The organism is Roseofilum sp. KMC-1, from assembly GCF_057802075.1.
In genome coordinates this window covers 2,208,817-2,224,888 of the sequence record NZ_CM173605.1, presented here as the reverse complement: position 1 = coordinate 2,224,888, position 16,072 = coordinate 2,208,817, and the positions used below count along the sequence as shown (strand labels likewise).

Here is a 16,072-nt window from a genome sequence, read left to right as displayed (position 1 = left end):
ACCCTAAGATTCAGGAGGAAAGTCCATGAATTACACCTTTGACATTTTGGGGGTTTCACCCATTTTACATTTTTTCAACCATCAACAAGAGAGAGCTACAGAAGACCCTCGCCAAGGTGCTGAGTATGTTGCCACCTATGAATGCACCCTAGATGCATTTCTACAATCTGTTGAACCCGTTCCTCCCTCTAGGGGTTGGGAATTAGATCGAGTCGTCGATACCGTCATCCATTACTGGATGAACAATGCAGAAGGAATTCAGCATTGGAAAGAGCGCTTAGATCGGGCTGGCAATGATAACCTATTGGTGGCTAGACTCGCCGATGTCAAAGCCTTAAAAGCTGAATTTGATTCCTTACTCGGTTAGCACTTTGTCCTCGGCAATAGGCAAGAGGGGGATAGGCAATAGGCAAAGATCCCCCCAAGCCAGACCCATTTTTAATTTTTAATTTTTAATTTTTAATTGATACCATGTTCCTCAAAAATCGATATGTATTCAGTAGCATTCTACTGTTAGCCATGATCTCGCTCTTATTGGATCGACCTTTCAACGTTGTGGGAATGGCTGGACTCACTACTTTTTGTTTAGCCTATTTCACTAAGGGAATCAGACGATCTTCTTAAAGTCGGTTGGCGCGAAATCAACCAGTAGGTATCCATTTCTCCTTTCCCTTTCACAAAAATTTTACCCCGTTTTTCTAAAATATACTGCTCTTTTAAGGCTTCATAGACGGGTTCAGTCACTTGAATTTTACCGGGTTCTCCTGATGATTCCATACGGGAAGCCACATTCACCGTATCTCCCCATAAATCATAGATAAATTTCTTTTTACCAATCACTCCTGCAATCACAGATCCCGTATGCATCCCAATCCGGATTTGGAAATTATCCCCCATAGGAGTACGAAATTGACCCATATAAGCTTGCATAGCTAAGGCCATCCGCGCCATAATATCCAGGTGATTTGGCATCGGATCGGGGAGTCCTCCTGCTACCATATAGGCATCACCAATGGTTTTAATTTTTTCCAGTCCATAGGTTTCTGTCAGTTGGTCAAAAGTGGAAAAGATTTGATTGAGCATATCCACCAGTTGAATCGGTTGAACTTGAGCTGCTAGGGGGGTAAATCCGACAATATCAGCAAATAGAATCGTCACGGATTCAAAATCTTCCGCTAAAGAGCTTTGATCCTGTTTGAGCCGATTGGCGATCGCCTCTGGTAGAATATTCAATAACAGCTTTTCCGATCGCTCTTTTTCTTGTCTCAGAGCTTCTTCTGCTTGCTTGCGCTCCGTAATATCGCGAAATCCCCATACCCGTCCCACGATCTGATCGCCGACTTTCTGGGGACGAGAAAATTGTTCAAATACTCGACCATCCTTAAAGGGAATAATACCCGTTCCTTCTGCTTCTGGACTGTTCACCATTTCTTGTTGGCGTTTGAGAAAGGCTGCTGGATCTTCCACTTGTTGTGCTAGAAAATTTCGTTGATCTTGGATATTTTCAGAAGCTAAAACTGCTGGAGGAATTTTCCACATTTTGATAAATTGAGTATTGTAAGCGATCGCTTTTTCCGAGCGATCGACAGCAACAATTCCATCCGTAATAGATTCTAATACCGCTTTCTGCAAAGCTAGGGCATTTTCTAAGGCAATTTGCGCTTGTTTTTGGGGCGTAATATCTCGGACAACCCAAATAACCGATCGATCGGAGATGGGAGAAACATTAGCCGAAAACCAATGTTTTTCTCCTCGAATGATCATCTGATACTCGACTCGATGAGTCTGGGAAGTGTCCAGAACTTTAGCAATTTGTTCTAAATGCCAATTGACTAATTCTGGTTCTAGAAAATCTCTGATATTATGATGGAGTAAAAATTGTCTACTGTGACTTAAAAAATCATCACTTCCAGAAATGATTTTTTCATAGTCGCCCTGACGATTAAACACTAAAATTAGTTCAGTCATCGCTTCAAACAAGCCGCGCAATTCTGCCTCAGCCGCCGCCAGAGATGCAGTTCTTTCTTCTACACGCTGTTCTAAATCTTTGTTGCTTTGATCGAGAATAGAAAAGGTTTTAGTAAGCTGCTCGGCCATGCTATGAAAAGAGATCGCCAGTTGTCCTAACTCATCAGAGCGATCGGGCAATTCAGGCGCTTTCCAACTGCCAGCAGCTAGGGCTTGAGCAGAACGATTTAAGGTTAAAATGGGATAGGTCACCCAGCGAGCAGTTAATATGCCACTAATGACGGCTACAATTAAGGCGAAAAGACATAAAATAATTGTATTGTTGGTATTATCATAAATCTGAGACATAAAATCAGATTCTGGAACAACAATTACAATTAACCAATCTAATCCATAGGAATCTTTGAGGGGTGAAATCTGTAAAAAGTAGAGATTATTTTGTAATTCAAATTCTAGCTTTTGAGGTCGGTCTATATTGTAAAAGTCGCCAAATTCTTTTTCCAGGAAAATCGCGGTATTTTGGATGATGAAATCTTCACTTTTATCCGCTTTGATTTGAGTTTTGGAGCGATCGGTGAAAAGGGCTTGATTGGGGTTAGAGGAAGCAACCAATTCTCCATTGCGCTCTATGATAAAAATTTGCCCCGATCGCCCAAGGGTTAATTCTTGTAGAAAATCACTAATACTGCCTAAAGATAAATCAACGCCCAAAACGCCTTGGAAGTTTCCTTGATTATCATAAATGGGTTGACTGGCGGTTAATCCTAAACTTTGGGTTGAAACAAACAGATAAATATCACTCCAGATGGGCTTTTTTGCCTGTTGTGCCGCTTTAAACCAAGGGCGAACTCTGGCATCATAGGTTCTGGTCTCTAAGAGGTCTTGGCGGTTGCCTTCACTATCAACTGAGTATTTATAATAGTTACCGCTCACTAAGTTTTCGGTTACGCGGATAATGGACTGACCATCATCTCCTTTACCGGAAAGAATAATTCCACCTTCAGGAGTGCCAAAATAGATGAAAGTGACAAAATCATTGACTTGACTTTGTAGCCAAAATTGCTTTTCTAGGAGTTGGGGAAAATTGAGATCGAGCAGGTTTAAGCGAATGGATTCGGCATTGGTTTGATTGAGCCGATGGGGTTCTTTGAGATGCGATCGCAAATGACCATCGACGCGATCGCCAATTTCCGTCATTAATCGATCGGCCAAATCTTCTACTGCTCTTTGTCCAGTACGATAAGAGAGATAACCGACTAATCCCACAGTGGCACAGATTTGCACAACAAAAGGAACGACTAAAACTAGGCGTAAGGGGAGGCGCTTTAAGTATTGAGACGTTGCGTGCCAAACCATTTAGAGGATTGGGAAACAGTAGGGGAAGAGGAAGAGAGCCAAAAGGTTTACCAATGGAGCTATCTTGTCCTTAAAGTTAGCACATCCTTCAACTGGATCATCAGAAAGGGCCCTTCAAGGGTAAAATATGGGCGTGGTATTCTCCGACACAAGCTGTGATTGAGCGTTATACTCTGCCCGAAATGGGCGAAATTTGGACGGATGACTTTAAGCTAAAAACTTGGTTGCAAGTTGAAATTGCGGTCTGCGAAGCTCAAGCGGAATTAGGTTATATTCCAACTGAGGCCGTGGAAGAGATCAAAGCAAAAGCTAAGTTTGATCTCAAAAGAGTTCTAGAAATTGAAGCCGAAGTCCGTCATGATGTGATTGCTTTTTTGACCAATGTCAATGAGTATGTAGGGGATGCTGGGCGATATATCCATTTGGGATTAACCAGTTCAGATGTCCTAGATACGGCGTTGGCGCTGCAAATGGTGGCGAGTTTGGATTTGATCCAACATCAGGTTGAAGAACTGGTGCAAGCGATTCGCTATCAAGCGGGCCAACATCGGAATACGGTGATGGTGGGTAGATCCCATGGAATTCATGCGGAACCGATGACGTTTGGCTTTAAGTTGGCGGGATGGTTAGCAGAAGTGCTGCGTCATCGCGATCGCCTTTGTCATCTCCAGTCCCAAATTGCGGTGGGTAAAATTTCGGGTGCGGTGGGAACCTACGCCAATATTGACCCTAAAGTAGAAGAGTTAGCTTGTCAATACTTGGGATTACAACCCGATTGTGCCTCAACTCAAGTGATTTCCCGCGATCGCCATGCCGAATATCTGCAAACCTTCGCCCTGCTTGCGGCTTCCATTGAACGGTTTGCGGTGGAAATTCGCAATCTCCAGCGCACAGATGTTCTAGAAGTGGAAGAATACTTTGCTAAAGGGCAAAAAGGCTCTTCTGCTATGCCCCATAAACGCAACCCCATTCGCTCCGAACGACTAACGGGTTTAGCTCGCATTATCAGAGGTCATGCGATCGCTGCCTTAGAAAATGTGGCCCTGTGGCACGAGCGGGATATTTCCCATAGTTCAGTCGAGCGGGTGATTCTACCAGATGCCTGTATCCTGCTTCACTTCATGCTCCATGAAATCATCAACTTGGTGAAAAACCTGTTGGTCTACCCCGAAAACATGAAGCGCAACATGAACGTTTATGGTGGGGTAATCTTCTCCCAACGGGTTCTCTTAACCTTAGTGGAAAAAGGTTTACAGCGCGAAGAAGCCTATAAAATTGTCCAAGAAAGTGCCCACCAAGCCTGGAACAACCCCGATGGAGATTTTCGCAGGCTGATTAGCCAACATCCCCAGGTTACCCAATCTCTTTCCCCAGAAGAGATTAATGACTGCTTCGATCCCCATCAACATCTGAGACATCTAGATCGGGTATATCAACGATTGAGTATCTGAGCATATTCCTGAAGGGGGGTAACTTCCACCAAGAAGGAATATTCCAACCGGGAATCATGGGAGACCACTTCTAGTCTGTAGTCTCCCGACTCAATCAATTCCCCCGTCCATTCGGGGAGTCCCTCCTCAGTGGTGTGCCAATTTTGGGTCAGCTCCCCATGAGGATCGATGATTCTGGGTATAGTCCCTTCCACATTTTTCAGGGTTAAGGCTTTTCCGGGTGGCACATGAATTAAATAGCGGTGGACTCCCACACCCACCATGCGGTCTTTAACAGGGATTGAAGATCGGCGAGGCCCTAAATTTAATCGTTCTACCTTTTCATTGCAAGCACTATCGACCTCCGACCGCTTAATCCAGCCTTTGGTGGGGTCAATAATTTCAAACCATTGGTCAGTGCCATTTATAATGCCAATCCATCGGCCGCTTTCTAGTTCTCCCACGATCGCCCCATTATTTCTGGGAGTGGCTCGCACATATAAGGGAGACTTTTTTGTAGAGAGTTGGGCCATACTAATCACACAGTATTCCAAATCTCTGACTAGAGTCTCTTGGGAAGCCATTAATTCTACAGAAGTCCAATTTTTATTTAAATGGGGGGGGAGCAACGATCCCTTTTCTAGATCGGTCTTAGGGGCTACCCAATGGGCCGTTTGTTTAGAGATGGCTGGGTTGCTGGGAATGGGATCGGGCGGTTCTGAGCGATCGATGGATACATAAGTCAGATCCGTAGGGGGCGCTCCCCATCGATCTAAAGTTTCTACATTTAAACTAGCCAACAAACCGACTAAACCGACAGCAATAACTTTGGGAGACTTAAAAGAAATATACATATTACATCCTTTGATTTGAGTTGAAACTTATTCCCTAATCGGTCTAAGTCCCAGAGACTATCGCTAAATTTTGTTCCATTGTTGACACCATAACCGATTTTTTCCAGAACTGCCAACCCTATCCCAGCAATGATCCCCGGCTTTTTTAGATCTTTTATCCGTAAGATTTTCGTTATCACTGTTGGTAATAATACGGTTTATTGTGGCCACAAAAAAGGGTTTGAAAATCAAACCCTCACTTCAGCTTATTTTAAGGATTTATGGTCTGGGACTACTCACCACAAGCACTCAGTGAGTTTATTAACCCGCGTTTTCAAGCCATTTTCTCTTATTGCTCTCTAGAAATTTTGTCATAAAGTCGCTTCAGGATCACCACCATTTCCGCACGAGTGACCAGTTGGTTGGGTCGGAAGGTTCCATCTTGGTAACCACTAATCAGGTTTTCTTTTACCGCCCATTCCAGAGCGTCATAATACCATTGACTTCTACCATCGGGATATACATCTCTAAACATACGCTTCTTCTCCGTTGCAAACATATAGCCAGAATAATAAAACACGCCATTCTCTACGAGACGGCCAATATCGCCCACTCTGATACGATAGCTATTAAACCGTTGCACTCCATAATAATTATCGATCATCACCCTGGCGTAACTGGGATTTTGACGGTCTTGGGTCATGCGTACTGCATGGCCGTAGGCGCGATCGCCAAAAGAAGTTTGATCTAAGAACCCATCAGCATTAAAATCTGCATTATATTGGGCACTCCCCCGATAACCGGTGACCACACTATAGCCTTTACCCAGGACTGAGTTCAGTTGTACGCCAGCCATATCCACCCGATAGGAGGCAAGCTGTTCTCCACGGTTATTCCACCATCGGCGCAATAAATCCACTGCCTGATTAATATACCAGCCTTGACTATCAGAAAACCCGTAACCCCGAGCTTCTTGGATCAGTTGCCCAAACTCAGCCAGACTAAATCGATACCCGGTTAAATCCGAAATTGCCCCAGCAGCCGCAAACAGGGTACAGGACATGGGATGGAGTTCGAGTTGATTATATTGAATTTGGCGATCCCAAAAGGTCGAAGGGGCAACGGGCACATCTTCAAGGATACTTCCCAGTCGCCAGTCTGAGGTGCTATAGGCTTCCTTGGCAGCATAATAGCCATAAGGAACCGTTTGCTGTTCAGTCATAATTTGCTACATTTGAGCCAAACCAATTTTAACCTGAGTTTGGCCCAGGGCGATCATACTGGCCATGAGTGAGGGAGGAACTCAGAAAAGAGCGATCGCGCAACTGTTGGAGATACCCAGAGAAGATCCTCTGCGGCGAAATATTCTAGAGTTGGTTGGGATATGGCGGATTAATATAGCCTCTAAAATAGAGTTAGACACAGAAGAGAGGGAGTTACTGATGGAATTATCACCAGCTTATATAAAATGGAGAGAAGATACTATTCTTGAAGGGATTAGACAGGGACTAAACCAGGGGCTTCAACAGGGGCTTCAACAGGGACTAGACCAGGGGCTTCAACAGGGGCTTCAACAAGGGGTTGAACGACAGCGCTTGATGCTTGAAGCTCTGTTAAGGACTCGCTTTGGCGAGTTGGATGAGGCGCTTTTGGGTATCATTGATTCTTTGTTGGTGCTATCTCCGGATCGGTTTATGCCGTTGTGTTTGCAATTATCCCGTGAGGAGTTGTTGGAGCGATTTGGTCGCTCCAGGGATAGGTAGCCCGATCGCCCCCACTCTGTCATAAGTGTAACGGTATACTAAGGTAATCCGTTATAGATCGGTGGCCATGGCGATCGCCACCCCAACTCATGTCTGCTATTTATGATAATTGTGACTTTCCCTTACTGCCCGAACTGAAGCAGGGCTTGCAGCAAGCCTATCGGGCAGATTTTTGTGTGGGTTATTTTAACCTCAGAGGTTGGCGAGAATTAGAAGCAGAAGTAGAGCAATTTACCTCCAGTGCAGGCCAGAATTGTCGCTTATTGGTGGGAATGCAAAAACTGCCCAAAGACCACCTCAAAAGCTCTCGGACTATTGGTAAGGGCGAGCTGAGAATGTCCAATGAGCAGGCCAATCAGCTCGAAAAAGTCATGGCCCAAGAGTTTCGGGAGCAGTTGACCTATGGCGTGCCCACAGCCCAGGATGAAGCCAGTCTGAAGCGATTGCAGAGCCAGTTAGAAGCGGGCAAACTGAAGGTCAAATTATTTCTGCGCCATCTGCTCCATGCCAAACTCTATCTCATTTATCGCGACGATCGCATTACCCCGCGAATTGCTTATGTGGGCAGTAGTAACTTGACCTTTTCGGGTCTCAGTGGTCAGGGGGAACTCAATGTGGAAGTCACGGATCGAGATGATACCGAGAAGCTAGAAAAGTGGTTTAGCGAACGGTGGGAAGATAAGTTTTCCCTAGATATTTCCCAAGATCTGATTGAGGCGATTGATGAAAGTTGGGCCGGTAAACAGCGATCGCCCTTTTATATTTACCTGAAGATGGCCTATCACTTATCCCAGGAAGCGCGGGATGGTTTGAGTCGGTATCAAGCGCCCAAAAATTTCGGCTTATTGGAATTTCAGGAGCAAGCGGTGCGGGTGGCGATGCAGCACCTGGATAAGCGCCATGGGGTGATCATTGGAGATGTGGTGGGTTTGGGCAAAACCCTGGTGGGAACGGCGATCGCCCATGTGTGCGAACAGGAATATGGTACGAGTACGTTGGTGGTTTGTCCCAAGAATCTGGAATTGATGTGGCAAGAGTATATCGATCGCTATGGCTTACGGGGAAAAGTGGTTCCCGTTAGCCAGGTGGAAAAAACCTTACCGACAGTGCCCGCAAGATTTCGGTTGGTGCTGATTGATGAGAGCCATAACCTCCGCAACCGCGAGGGCAAACGGTATCAAGCGATTAAGGAGTATGTGGAGCAAAGTGGCAGCCGGTGTATTCTGCTGACGGCAACACCCTATAACAAGGGCTATTTAGATTTATCGGCTCAGTTGCGTCTATTTTTGCGCCCGGAAGCGGATTTAGGCATTAAGCCAGAAGCTTATATTCGGGAGATTGGGGGAGATGTGCAATTTATACGGCGACATCCGGCTACTCCAGTGCGATCGCTGATGGCTTTTGAACAGAGCCAGCAACCGGAAGATTGGCAACAGTTGATGAATCGCTATATGCTGCGACGAACCAGGGGATTTATTAAAAACACCTATGCTAAACGGGATGAACGGGGGTATTATTTAGAGTTTTCTAATGGCAATCGCTTCTATTTTCCTTTGCGTCGTCCTCGGACGGTAACCTTTAGCACGGATGCAGCTATCGATCCCTATGCCCGGCTGTATAGCGATCGCGTGGTGGATATCATCAATCGCTTGCATCTGCCTCGGTATGGTTTAGGTCATTATGTGATTATGCCTCCGAAGAGTAAGAAAACGACAGGGAAAACATCACCCGGTCAAATGAGTTTGGCCGCGGAATTTGAGCATTTGCAGCCCACGGAAGCAGAACGGAAAATCCTGGTCAATCTTTCCCATGCGGGGCAACGGTTAATGGGGTTTTGCCGCACCAATTTATTTAAGCGTCTCGAAAGTAGTGGCGCGGCTTTTCTTCAGTCGATTGAGCGTCATATTTTACGCAACTCGGTTTATTTGTATGCGATCGCCCAGAATTTGCCTATTCCCACCGGCACTCAGGATGCCGCCTTACTCGATGGAACCAGCGATGAGGATAGTGATAGTTTGCTCAGTCAGGATTGGGAAACTACTGACATGGGAGATACAGAACTTGATGCGAGATACAGTCGGAATGATCCCCCTAAATCCCCCTTAAAAAGGGGGACTTTGACTGCCCCCCTTTTTAAGGGGGGTTGGGGGGATCGAGATGCAGGGGATAGCGGAGTCAACTTCTGTAATAAAGACACTGAGGAACCGGGAGAGGATGCTGCTGGATTCAACACAGCCGAATGGGAAGCACGAGCCGCCAGCATTTACGATCTATACCGCGATCGCTATCTGAACCGCTTTAAGTGGATTCATCCCCGGTTCTTTACCCCCGAACTGGCGGCAGATTTACGCCAAGATGCCCAAGCATTGAGGGAAATTTTGGAGATTGCCGGATGTTGGGATGCTAATGAAGACAGAAAATTGCGATCGCTCATTCAACTCGTCAGCGCCGAACATTCCCAAGAGAAAGTCCTCATCTTCACCCAATTTGCCGATACCGCTCAATATCTCTCTGAAGCTCTAGAAACCCAAAGCATCACTCATATCGGTTTAGTTACCGGCAATTCTCAAACCGATCCGACTACCCTAGCCCACCGATTTAGTCCTAAAAGTAATCAGAAAACCGTCTCGCCAGAGCAAGAATTAAGAATATTAATCGCCACCGATGTTTTGAGTGAAGGGCAAAACTTACAAGATGCCCGAATTGTGGTCAATTATGATTTACCTTGGGCAATTATTCGCTTAATTCAGCGCGTGGGAAGAGTCGATCGCATTGGTCAAGAAGCCGATGAAATTTTATGTTATTCTTTTTTGCCTGCTGAAGGAGTGGAACAGTTAATTAATCTGCGGGGGCGTTTGCGCGATCGCCTCAAAGAAAATCAGGAAGTCGTAGGAACCGATGAAGCCTTTTTTGAAGACGACGAACAGCGAGAAGTCTTGTTAAATCTCTATCACGAAAAAGCCAATATTTTAGATGAAGATGAAGACTCTGGCGAAGTCGATTTAACCTCAGAAGCGCTACAAATTTGGCAAACCGCCATTGATGCCAATCCAGGCTTAAAACGGATTATTCAAGACTTACCTGATGTCGTCCTTTCTACCCGTCACCATCAACCCACAGTCTTAGATCCGGAGGGGGTTTTGCTCTATCTACGGACGGCTGAAGGAACCGATGCCCTAGCTTGGGTGGATGCCCAGGGAAATAGTGTCACCCAGTCCCAAACGCGGATTTTACGCATGGCAAGGTGTTCTATCGATACTCCCGCCCTAGAGCCTCATCCTCAACATTATGACTTAGTTCAAGAAGCTTCGATGCAAATTAGCAAGCAAACCAAAGGAGTGGCGGGGACTCTAGGCAGTTCCAGGGGGGCGAGGGCAAAAACCTACGATCGCCTAATGGCCTATTGCCAATATGTTAAGGAAAGCACACCGATTTTAGCCCAAGGTCAGGAATGGGATCATTTAAATCAGGCGATCGAGATGATCTATAAATATCCTCTCAAACAAGACGCGATCGCCTCTCTAAATCGGGAATTACGAGCAGGAATTGCCGATGAAAATTTAGCCCAAAAAGTCACCCATCTGATGGAGCATAATGCTTTATGTGTCGTCACCGCAGACGGAGAATTTGAAGGCGCGAGGGTGATTTGTTCTATGGGTTTATTTGAGGGAGAATAGGGGGATGGGGGGATGCCCTCTCCCTAAATCCCTCTCCCACAGGAGAGGGACTTTCCCCCTTCTCCTGTGGGAGAAGGGGGTAGGGGGATGAGGGCAATTGTTACATAACTCATTTAGGTTTGCTATATCATAATCTTAAGCCGATATAGGAGGTGAAATATGGTTGCTGCGATCGCAAAACAGAGCGCAATTGAAGAGTATCTAGAACAGGAGAATCAGAACATTGACAAAAGCGAGTTTATTCAAGGAGGGATCGTTAAAATGGCGGGTGCATCAGCGAATCATAATATTCTGACAGGCAAACTTCATGCTCTCTTGCTGTTTGCCTTAGAAGATCGGGGTTATTCTGTATTTATGAGCGATATGCGCCTGTGGTTGCCTGTATTCGAGAGTTATCTTTATCCCGATGTCATGGCGATCGCGGAAGATCCAATTTTTACCGACAGTAAACAGATCGCACTCACCAATCCTTGTTTCATTGCCGAAGTCTTATCCACCTCTACAGAAGGGTTTGATAAAAGCCAGAAATTTACCCTCTATCGCTCCATTCCCCAGCTACAGGAATATCTGTTAATCGATCAATTGGCTTATCGCGTCGAACTCTATCGTAAGGTGGGCGAGCATCAATGGTTGCTCACCGAGTTGATGGGCGAAGAGGCGATCGTAGAATTGCAGTCAGTTAATGTTACAATTAAATTGTCCGATCTGTATAAGCGAGTCCAATTTCAGCAATCCACGGAAAATACACAAGATTAGGAGAGAAACATGGCAACCCAAGATACTGAAAATGTAACAGAAATCGTTGAACTCTTGCGTCAGCTACCAGAACCAGCATTAGATGAAGTAAAAATCTTTTTGAATTCACTACTCGATCGCTATCAACAAACTTCAATAAACGATTGCTCTCAAAACCGAGGTGAGGCAATTATTGCAGCATTAGCAGGTAAAGCAACATCAAGTTTGACCACTGATGAAATTATGAGGATCACCAGAGGTGAGGAATGACATCAGTTTTAGTCGATAGTAATGTTCTCTTAGATGTGTTCTTACGAGATCCTCAATGGTTTGATTGGTCATCACAAATGTTGGCTCAATGTGCTAATGAGTCAGAACTAATTATCAATCCTCTTATTTATGCAGAAATATCAGTCGGGTTTCAAAGTGAAGAAGAACTTGAAACGCTGATGTTCTCGTTATTTTTTCATCGGGAACCATTGCCCTATGAAGCAGCATTTTTGGCAGGAAAGGCATTTTTAAGCTATCGACAAAATGGGGGCATTCGGCGATCGCCTTTGCCAGACTTTTATATTGGGGCCCATGCTCTGACGGCTGGATATCGGCTGTTGAGTCGTGACCGTCAACGGTATCGTACCTATTTTCCCGATCTGGATCTGATTGCACCATAAGGAGAAACCCTCATGAAACTCAATCGTAAACGCACCGAAAACTATCTCAAAACCTTCGATTTTGAATCCTTATTTATCGAAGAACTCGGTTGGGATACTATCAATCATCTCCAGATCCCGCTTGAAGTTCAGGAGCAAATTTTTCCAGTAGAAACCATTGCTCAAAAACGAGGGTTTACCGTTTATCAGTGTGTTAGTGAAACCCTTCCAGAGCGCAAATTACAAAAGCAATTAGATCGACAGTTAACCGAATATTCCCAATCCCATTTACTCATTTTTACCGACCAAGGGCAAACCAAACAGGTTTGGATGTGGGCGAAGCAGGAACCGGGGAAAACGCCAAAACCCACATTTCATACTTATACGGTGGGGAAATCAGCAGAAGCTTTAATTCAGAAGCTAGAAGCCTTAGTCGTTGATATTTCTGAAGAAGATAATTTAACCCTAGTGGATGTGGTGCAAAGGGTGAAATCGGGCTTTAATATTGAACAAGTTACTAAGCAGTTTTTCCAGGATTTTGAAGAGTTACATCAGAATTTTTGTCTAGAGATTGACGGGATAAAAGATGAGGGAGATCGCCGATGGTATGCTTCTGTGCTATTGAACCGGTTGATGTTTGTCTATTTCTTGCAAAGACGCTATTTTCTCGATGGAGGGAACAGCGAATATTTACAGCATAAATTAGCGAATTGCCAGGAAAGCCAGCAAAATTTTTATGAATTTCTCAAGGATTTATTTTTTGAAGGATTTGCTAAACCAGAATTCGATCGCCCGGAAGAGATTAGGCGAAAATTAGGCAAAATTTGCTATCTCAATGGTGGTTTATTCCTCCGTCATACCATTGAGCAGAAGTATCCCCAGATTGAGATTAAAAATCAGGCGTTTGAGCGAGTTTTAGATCTATTTAGTCGCTATTCCTGGCACTTAAACGATCGCCCCGACGCGGAAAAAGAAAGTAACGAAATTAACCCCGATGTCCTCGGCTATATTTTCGAGAAATATATCAACCAAAAGGAGTTTGGAGCCTATTACACCCGGCCGCAAATTACGGAATACTTATGCGATCGCACCATTAATAAGTTAATTTTAGACCGAGTAAACCGTCACGCTAACCAAGAATTTACAGATATAGAGCAGCTTTTAGGCAACCTAAACAACTCCCTCTGTCACCTGCTGTTAGAGGACATTTTACCCCAATTATCCCTACTCGATCCCGCTTGTGGTTCTGGGGCATTTTTAGTGGCAGCAATGAAGACATTAATCCCCATTTATCAGCAGATTATCAAGCGGGTAGCTCAGTCGAGCGATGAGCGGTTAAGTGTCGATCCCCCTAAATCCCCCTTAAAAAGGGGGACTTTCGCTAATGCCCCCTTTTTTAAGGGGGGTTGGGGGGATCAAAACATACCTCATAATAGCGAAAACGGCCATAACTCCCTAGAGTATTATATCAAAAAGCGGATTATTACCGATAATCTCTATGGGGTAGACATCATGGAGGAAGCCACAGAAATCGCTAAGTTGCGCTTATTTTTGGCTCTGGTGGCTTCTGTGGAGCGAGTCGAAGATCTCGAACCTTTGCCTAATGTAGATTTTAACATCATGGCGGGGAATTCTCTGATTGGTTTGATTCGGGTAGATGGGGATGCTTTTAATCGGTTGGGTGCGGATGAGCAGCAAAAAACAGCCATTGAACCCACCCAGCTTAATTTATTGGGCAAAACGTTTATTCAAGGCAATTTATTAAACGCCCTAGCTGCTTCTGAATATGAGAAGATTCTGGCGGAGAAAAACAAGAGTATTGAACTGTACAAAAAACATGCTTTTTTATCGGACGAGCAACGCCATCCGGAGGAGCGATCTAAGGATCAAAGTATTTTGGCGCTCAGAAATCATATTGATGGCATGAATCGGGAGGCTCAGGTTAAGCTGAATCAGCTTTTATTGGATGAATTTAGTCAAAAGTTAGGGATAAAATATGAACAAGCGCAACTGCAAGGGCAACCCAAGAAGCGCGTGTTGAATCTTGGAGATATGGAGGCGCTGGAGCCGTTCCATTGGGGCTATCATTTTGATAAAGTGTTTGCACGGGGTGGGTTTGATGCCATTATTGCTAATCCCCCTTGGGAGATTTTCAAGCCTCAAGCGAAAGAGTTTTTTGCTGGCTATAGCGATTTGGTGACGAAAAACAAGATGGATATCAAAACGTTTGAGAAGGAGCAGGAAAAACTGTTACAAAATCCGGAAGTTGCCGCAGCTTGGTGCGAGTATAAAAGCAGTTTTCCCCATGTGAGTTTGTATTATCGTTCGGCAGAACAATATAAAAATCAAATTTCAATGGTGAATGGACGCAAGCAGGGGACAGATATTAATCTTTATAAGTTGTTCCTAGAGCGCTGTTTTCATTTATTGCGCTCAGGGGGAGAATGTGGAATTGTGATTCCGAGCGGCATTTATACAGATTTGGGTACGAAACAATTGCGAGAATTGTTATTTTCCCAAACTCAGGTAACGGGGTTGTTTTGTTTTGAGAATCGCAAAGAAATTTTTGAAGGGGTTCACCGTAGTTTTAAGTTTGTGGTGTTGAGCTTTGAGAAAGGGGGAAAAACTGAATCCTTCCCAACTCGGTTTATGCGTCATGAGGTGGGGGAGTTATTGGAGTTTCCCGGCTCTGATGATATTTATTTAGATGTGGATCTGATTCGTCGGTTATCCCCGGATTCTCTGTCGGTGATGGAGTTTAAGAGCGAGATGGATGTGCAAATTGCCCAGAAGATGACGCGCTTTCCATTGTTGGGGGAAACTGTTGCAGGTAAATGGAATTTAAAGCTGTGCAATGAATTTCACATGACGAATGATAGCCATTTGTTCAAAACGGAGCCAGGGGAAGGGCGATTACCGCTCTATGAAGGTAAGATGATTCATCAATTTACCCATCAGTTTGATTTGTCAGTATTGAAATATTGGATAGAAGAAAAAGAAGGTAGAGAGTCAATTTTAGGAAAACGAGTCACTGATAATGGTCAAACTATGAATTATCAGGATTATCGTTTGGGTTTTCGTAAGATTGCAAGAAACACTGATATAAGAACTATGATTTCGGCAATAATTCCATCTAATTTTTGCTCGGAAAATTTCCAAGTAGCCTTGAGATTTGACGATCAGCAAAAAACCTTGATTCAATATTCAGAAATGATTTTCTTGTGTGCCTTATGGAATAGTTTTATGGTTGATTTTATGCTACGTCAGCGAGTATCAGCAAATATTAACTTTTTCTATGTGTATCAATTAACTATTCCCCGCCTACAAGAAGGAGATCCTTGGTTCAATCCCATTGTCCAGAGAGCCGCTAAACTCATCTGCACCACCCCCGAATTTGACGACTTAGCCGCAAAAGTGGGCTTAGGTTCCCACCACAACGGCGTTACCGATGAAACTGAACGGGGCAAACTGAGGGCAGAACTTGACGGCATCATTGCCCATTTATACAATCTCACCGCCACCGAATTTGCCCATATTTTAACCACCTTCCCCATCGTCCCCGACGCAGTTAAACAAGCTGCCCTCAATGCCTATCGGGATGTGCCCTCTCCCTAAATCCCTCTCCCACTCCGAGAGGGACTTTCTCTCCTTCTCCTGTGG

General features: G+C 44.7%; 11 protein-coding genes. 8 read left to right on the top strand and 3 right to left on the bottom strand.

The features are described from left to right. Positions 1–25 precede the first annotated feature (25 nt). Positions 26–367, top strand: coding sequence for a hypothetical protein (locus tag AC3FZD_RS10370; RefSeq protein WP_488740050.1), 342 nt, complete (start codon positions 26–28; stop codon positions 365–367). Between the two features lie 218 nt (positions 368–585). Here AC3FZD_RS10370 and AC3FZD_RS10365 read toward each other — a convergent pair whose 3' ends face one another. Continuing rightward, entirely contained in the window at positions 586–3,324 is a 2,739-nt protein-coding gene (locus AC3FZD_RS10365) for an adenylate/guanylate cyclase domain-containing protein (protein ID WP_488740049.1), read from the bottom strand. Between the two features lie 155 nt (positions 3,325–3,479). On the opposite strand from AC3FZD_RS10365, the gene purB reads away from it, so the two are divergent. After that, entirely contained in the window at positions 3,480–4,775 is a 1,296-nt protein-coding gene (gene purB, locus AC3FZD_RS10360) for an adenylosuccinate lyase (RefSeq protein ID WP_488740048.1), read from the top strand. Here purB and AC3FZD_RS10355 read toward each other — a convergent pair. Both AC3FZD_RS10355 and AC3FZD_RS10350 read right to left on the bottom strand, forming a co-directional pair. Then, positions 4,757–5,608 carry an SH3 domain-containing protein gene (locus AC3FZD_RS10355; RefSeq protein ID WP_488740047.1) on the bottom strand — a complete coding sequence of 284 codons (852 nt, stop codon included), beginning with the start codon at positions 5,606–5,608 and terminating at the stop codon, positions 4,757–4,759. The two genes, purB and AC3FZD_RS10355, sit on opposite strands and share 19 nt — an antisense overlap. A gap of 328 nt (positions 5,609–5,936) precedes the next feature. Continuing rightward, positions 5,937–6,809 (bottom strand): S-layer homology domain-containing protein, encoded by an 873-nt coding sequence (locus tag AC3FZD_RS10350; protein ID WP_488740046.1) that lies wholly within the window; start codon positions 6,807–6,809, stop codon positions 5,937–5,939. Positions 6,810–6,873: 64 nt separating this feature from the next. On the opposite strand from AC3FZD_RS10350, the gene AC3FZD_RS10345 reads away from it, so the two are divergent. The 6 genes from AC3FZD_RS10345 (at position 6,874) to AC3FZD_RS10320 (ending at position 16,027) form a co-directional block, all read left to right on the top strand. Next, a complete protein-coding gene (locus AC3FZD_RS10345) occupies positions 6,874–7,350 on the top strand; it encodes a hypothetical protein (protein ID WP_488740045.1) in 477 nt (158 codons plus the stop codon). An 89-nt stretch (positions 7,351–7,439) separates the two neighbouring features. Beyond that, the gene (locus tag AC3FZD_RS10340; RefSeq protein ID WP_488740044.1) at positions 7,440–11,027 is read left to right on the top strand and encodes a helicase-related protein; all 3,588 of its coding nucleotides are present in this window, start codon (positions 7,440–7,442) and stop codon (positions 11,025–11,027) included. 159 nt (positions 11,028–11,186) lie between these two features. Beyond that, positions 11,187–11,783, top strand: a complete 597-nt coding sequence (locus AC3FZD_RS10335) for a Uma2 family endonuclease (RefSeq protein WP_488740043.1) — start codon at positions 11,187–11,189, stop codon at positions 11,781–11,783. A gap of 9 nt (positions 11,784–11,792) precedes the next feature. Continuing rightward, a complete protein-coding gene (locus AC3FZD_RS10330) occupies positions 11,793–12,032 on the top strand; it encodes a transcriptional regulator (protein ID WP_488740042.1) in 240 nt (79 codons plus the stop codon). Continuing rightward, positions 12,029–12,433, top strand: a complete 405-nt coding sequence (locus tag AC3FZD_RS10325; protein ID WP_488740041.1) for a type II toxin-antitoxin system VapC family toxin — start codon at positions 12,029–12,031, stop codon at positions 12,431–12,433. The genes AC3FZD_RS10330 and AC3FZD_RS10325 overlap by 4 nt, the downstream gene beginning before the upstream one ends. Before the next feature lie 12 nt (positions 12,434–12,445). Beyond that, a complete protein-coding gene (locus AC3FZD_RS10320) occupies positions 12,446–16,027 on the top strand; it encodes an Eco57I restriction-modification methylase domain-containing protein (RefSeq protein WP_488740040.1) in 3,582 nt (1,193 codons plus the stop codon). Positions 16,028–16,072 lie beyond the last annotated feature (45 nt).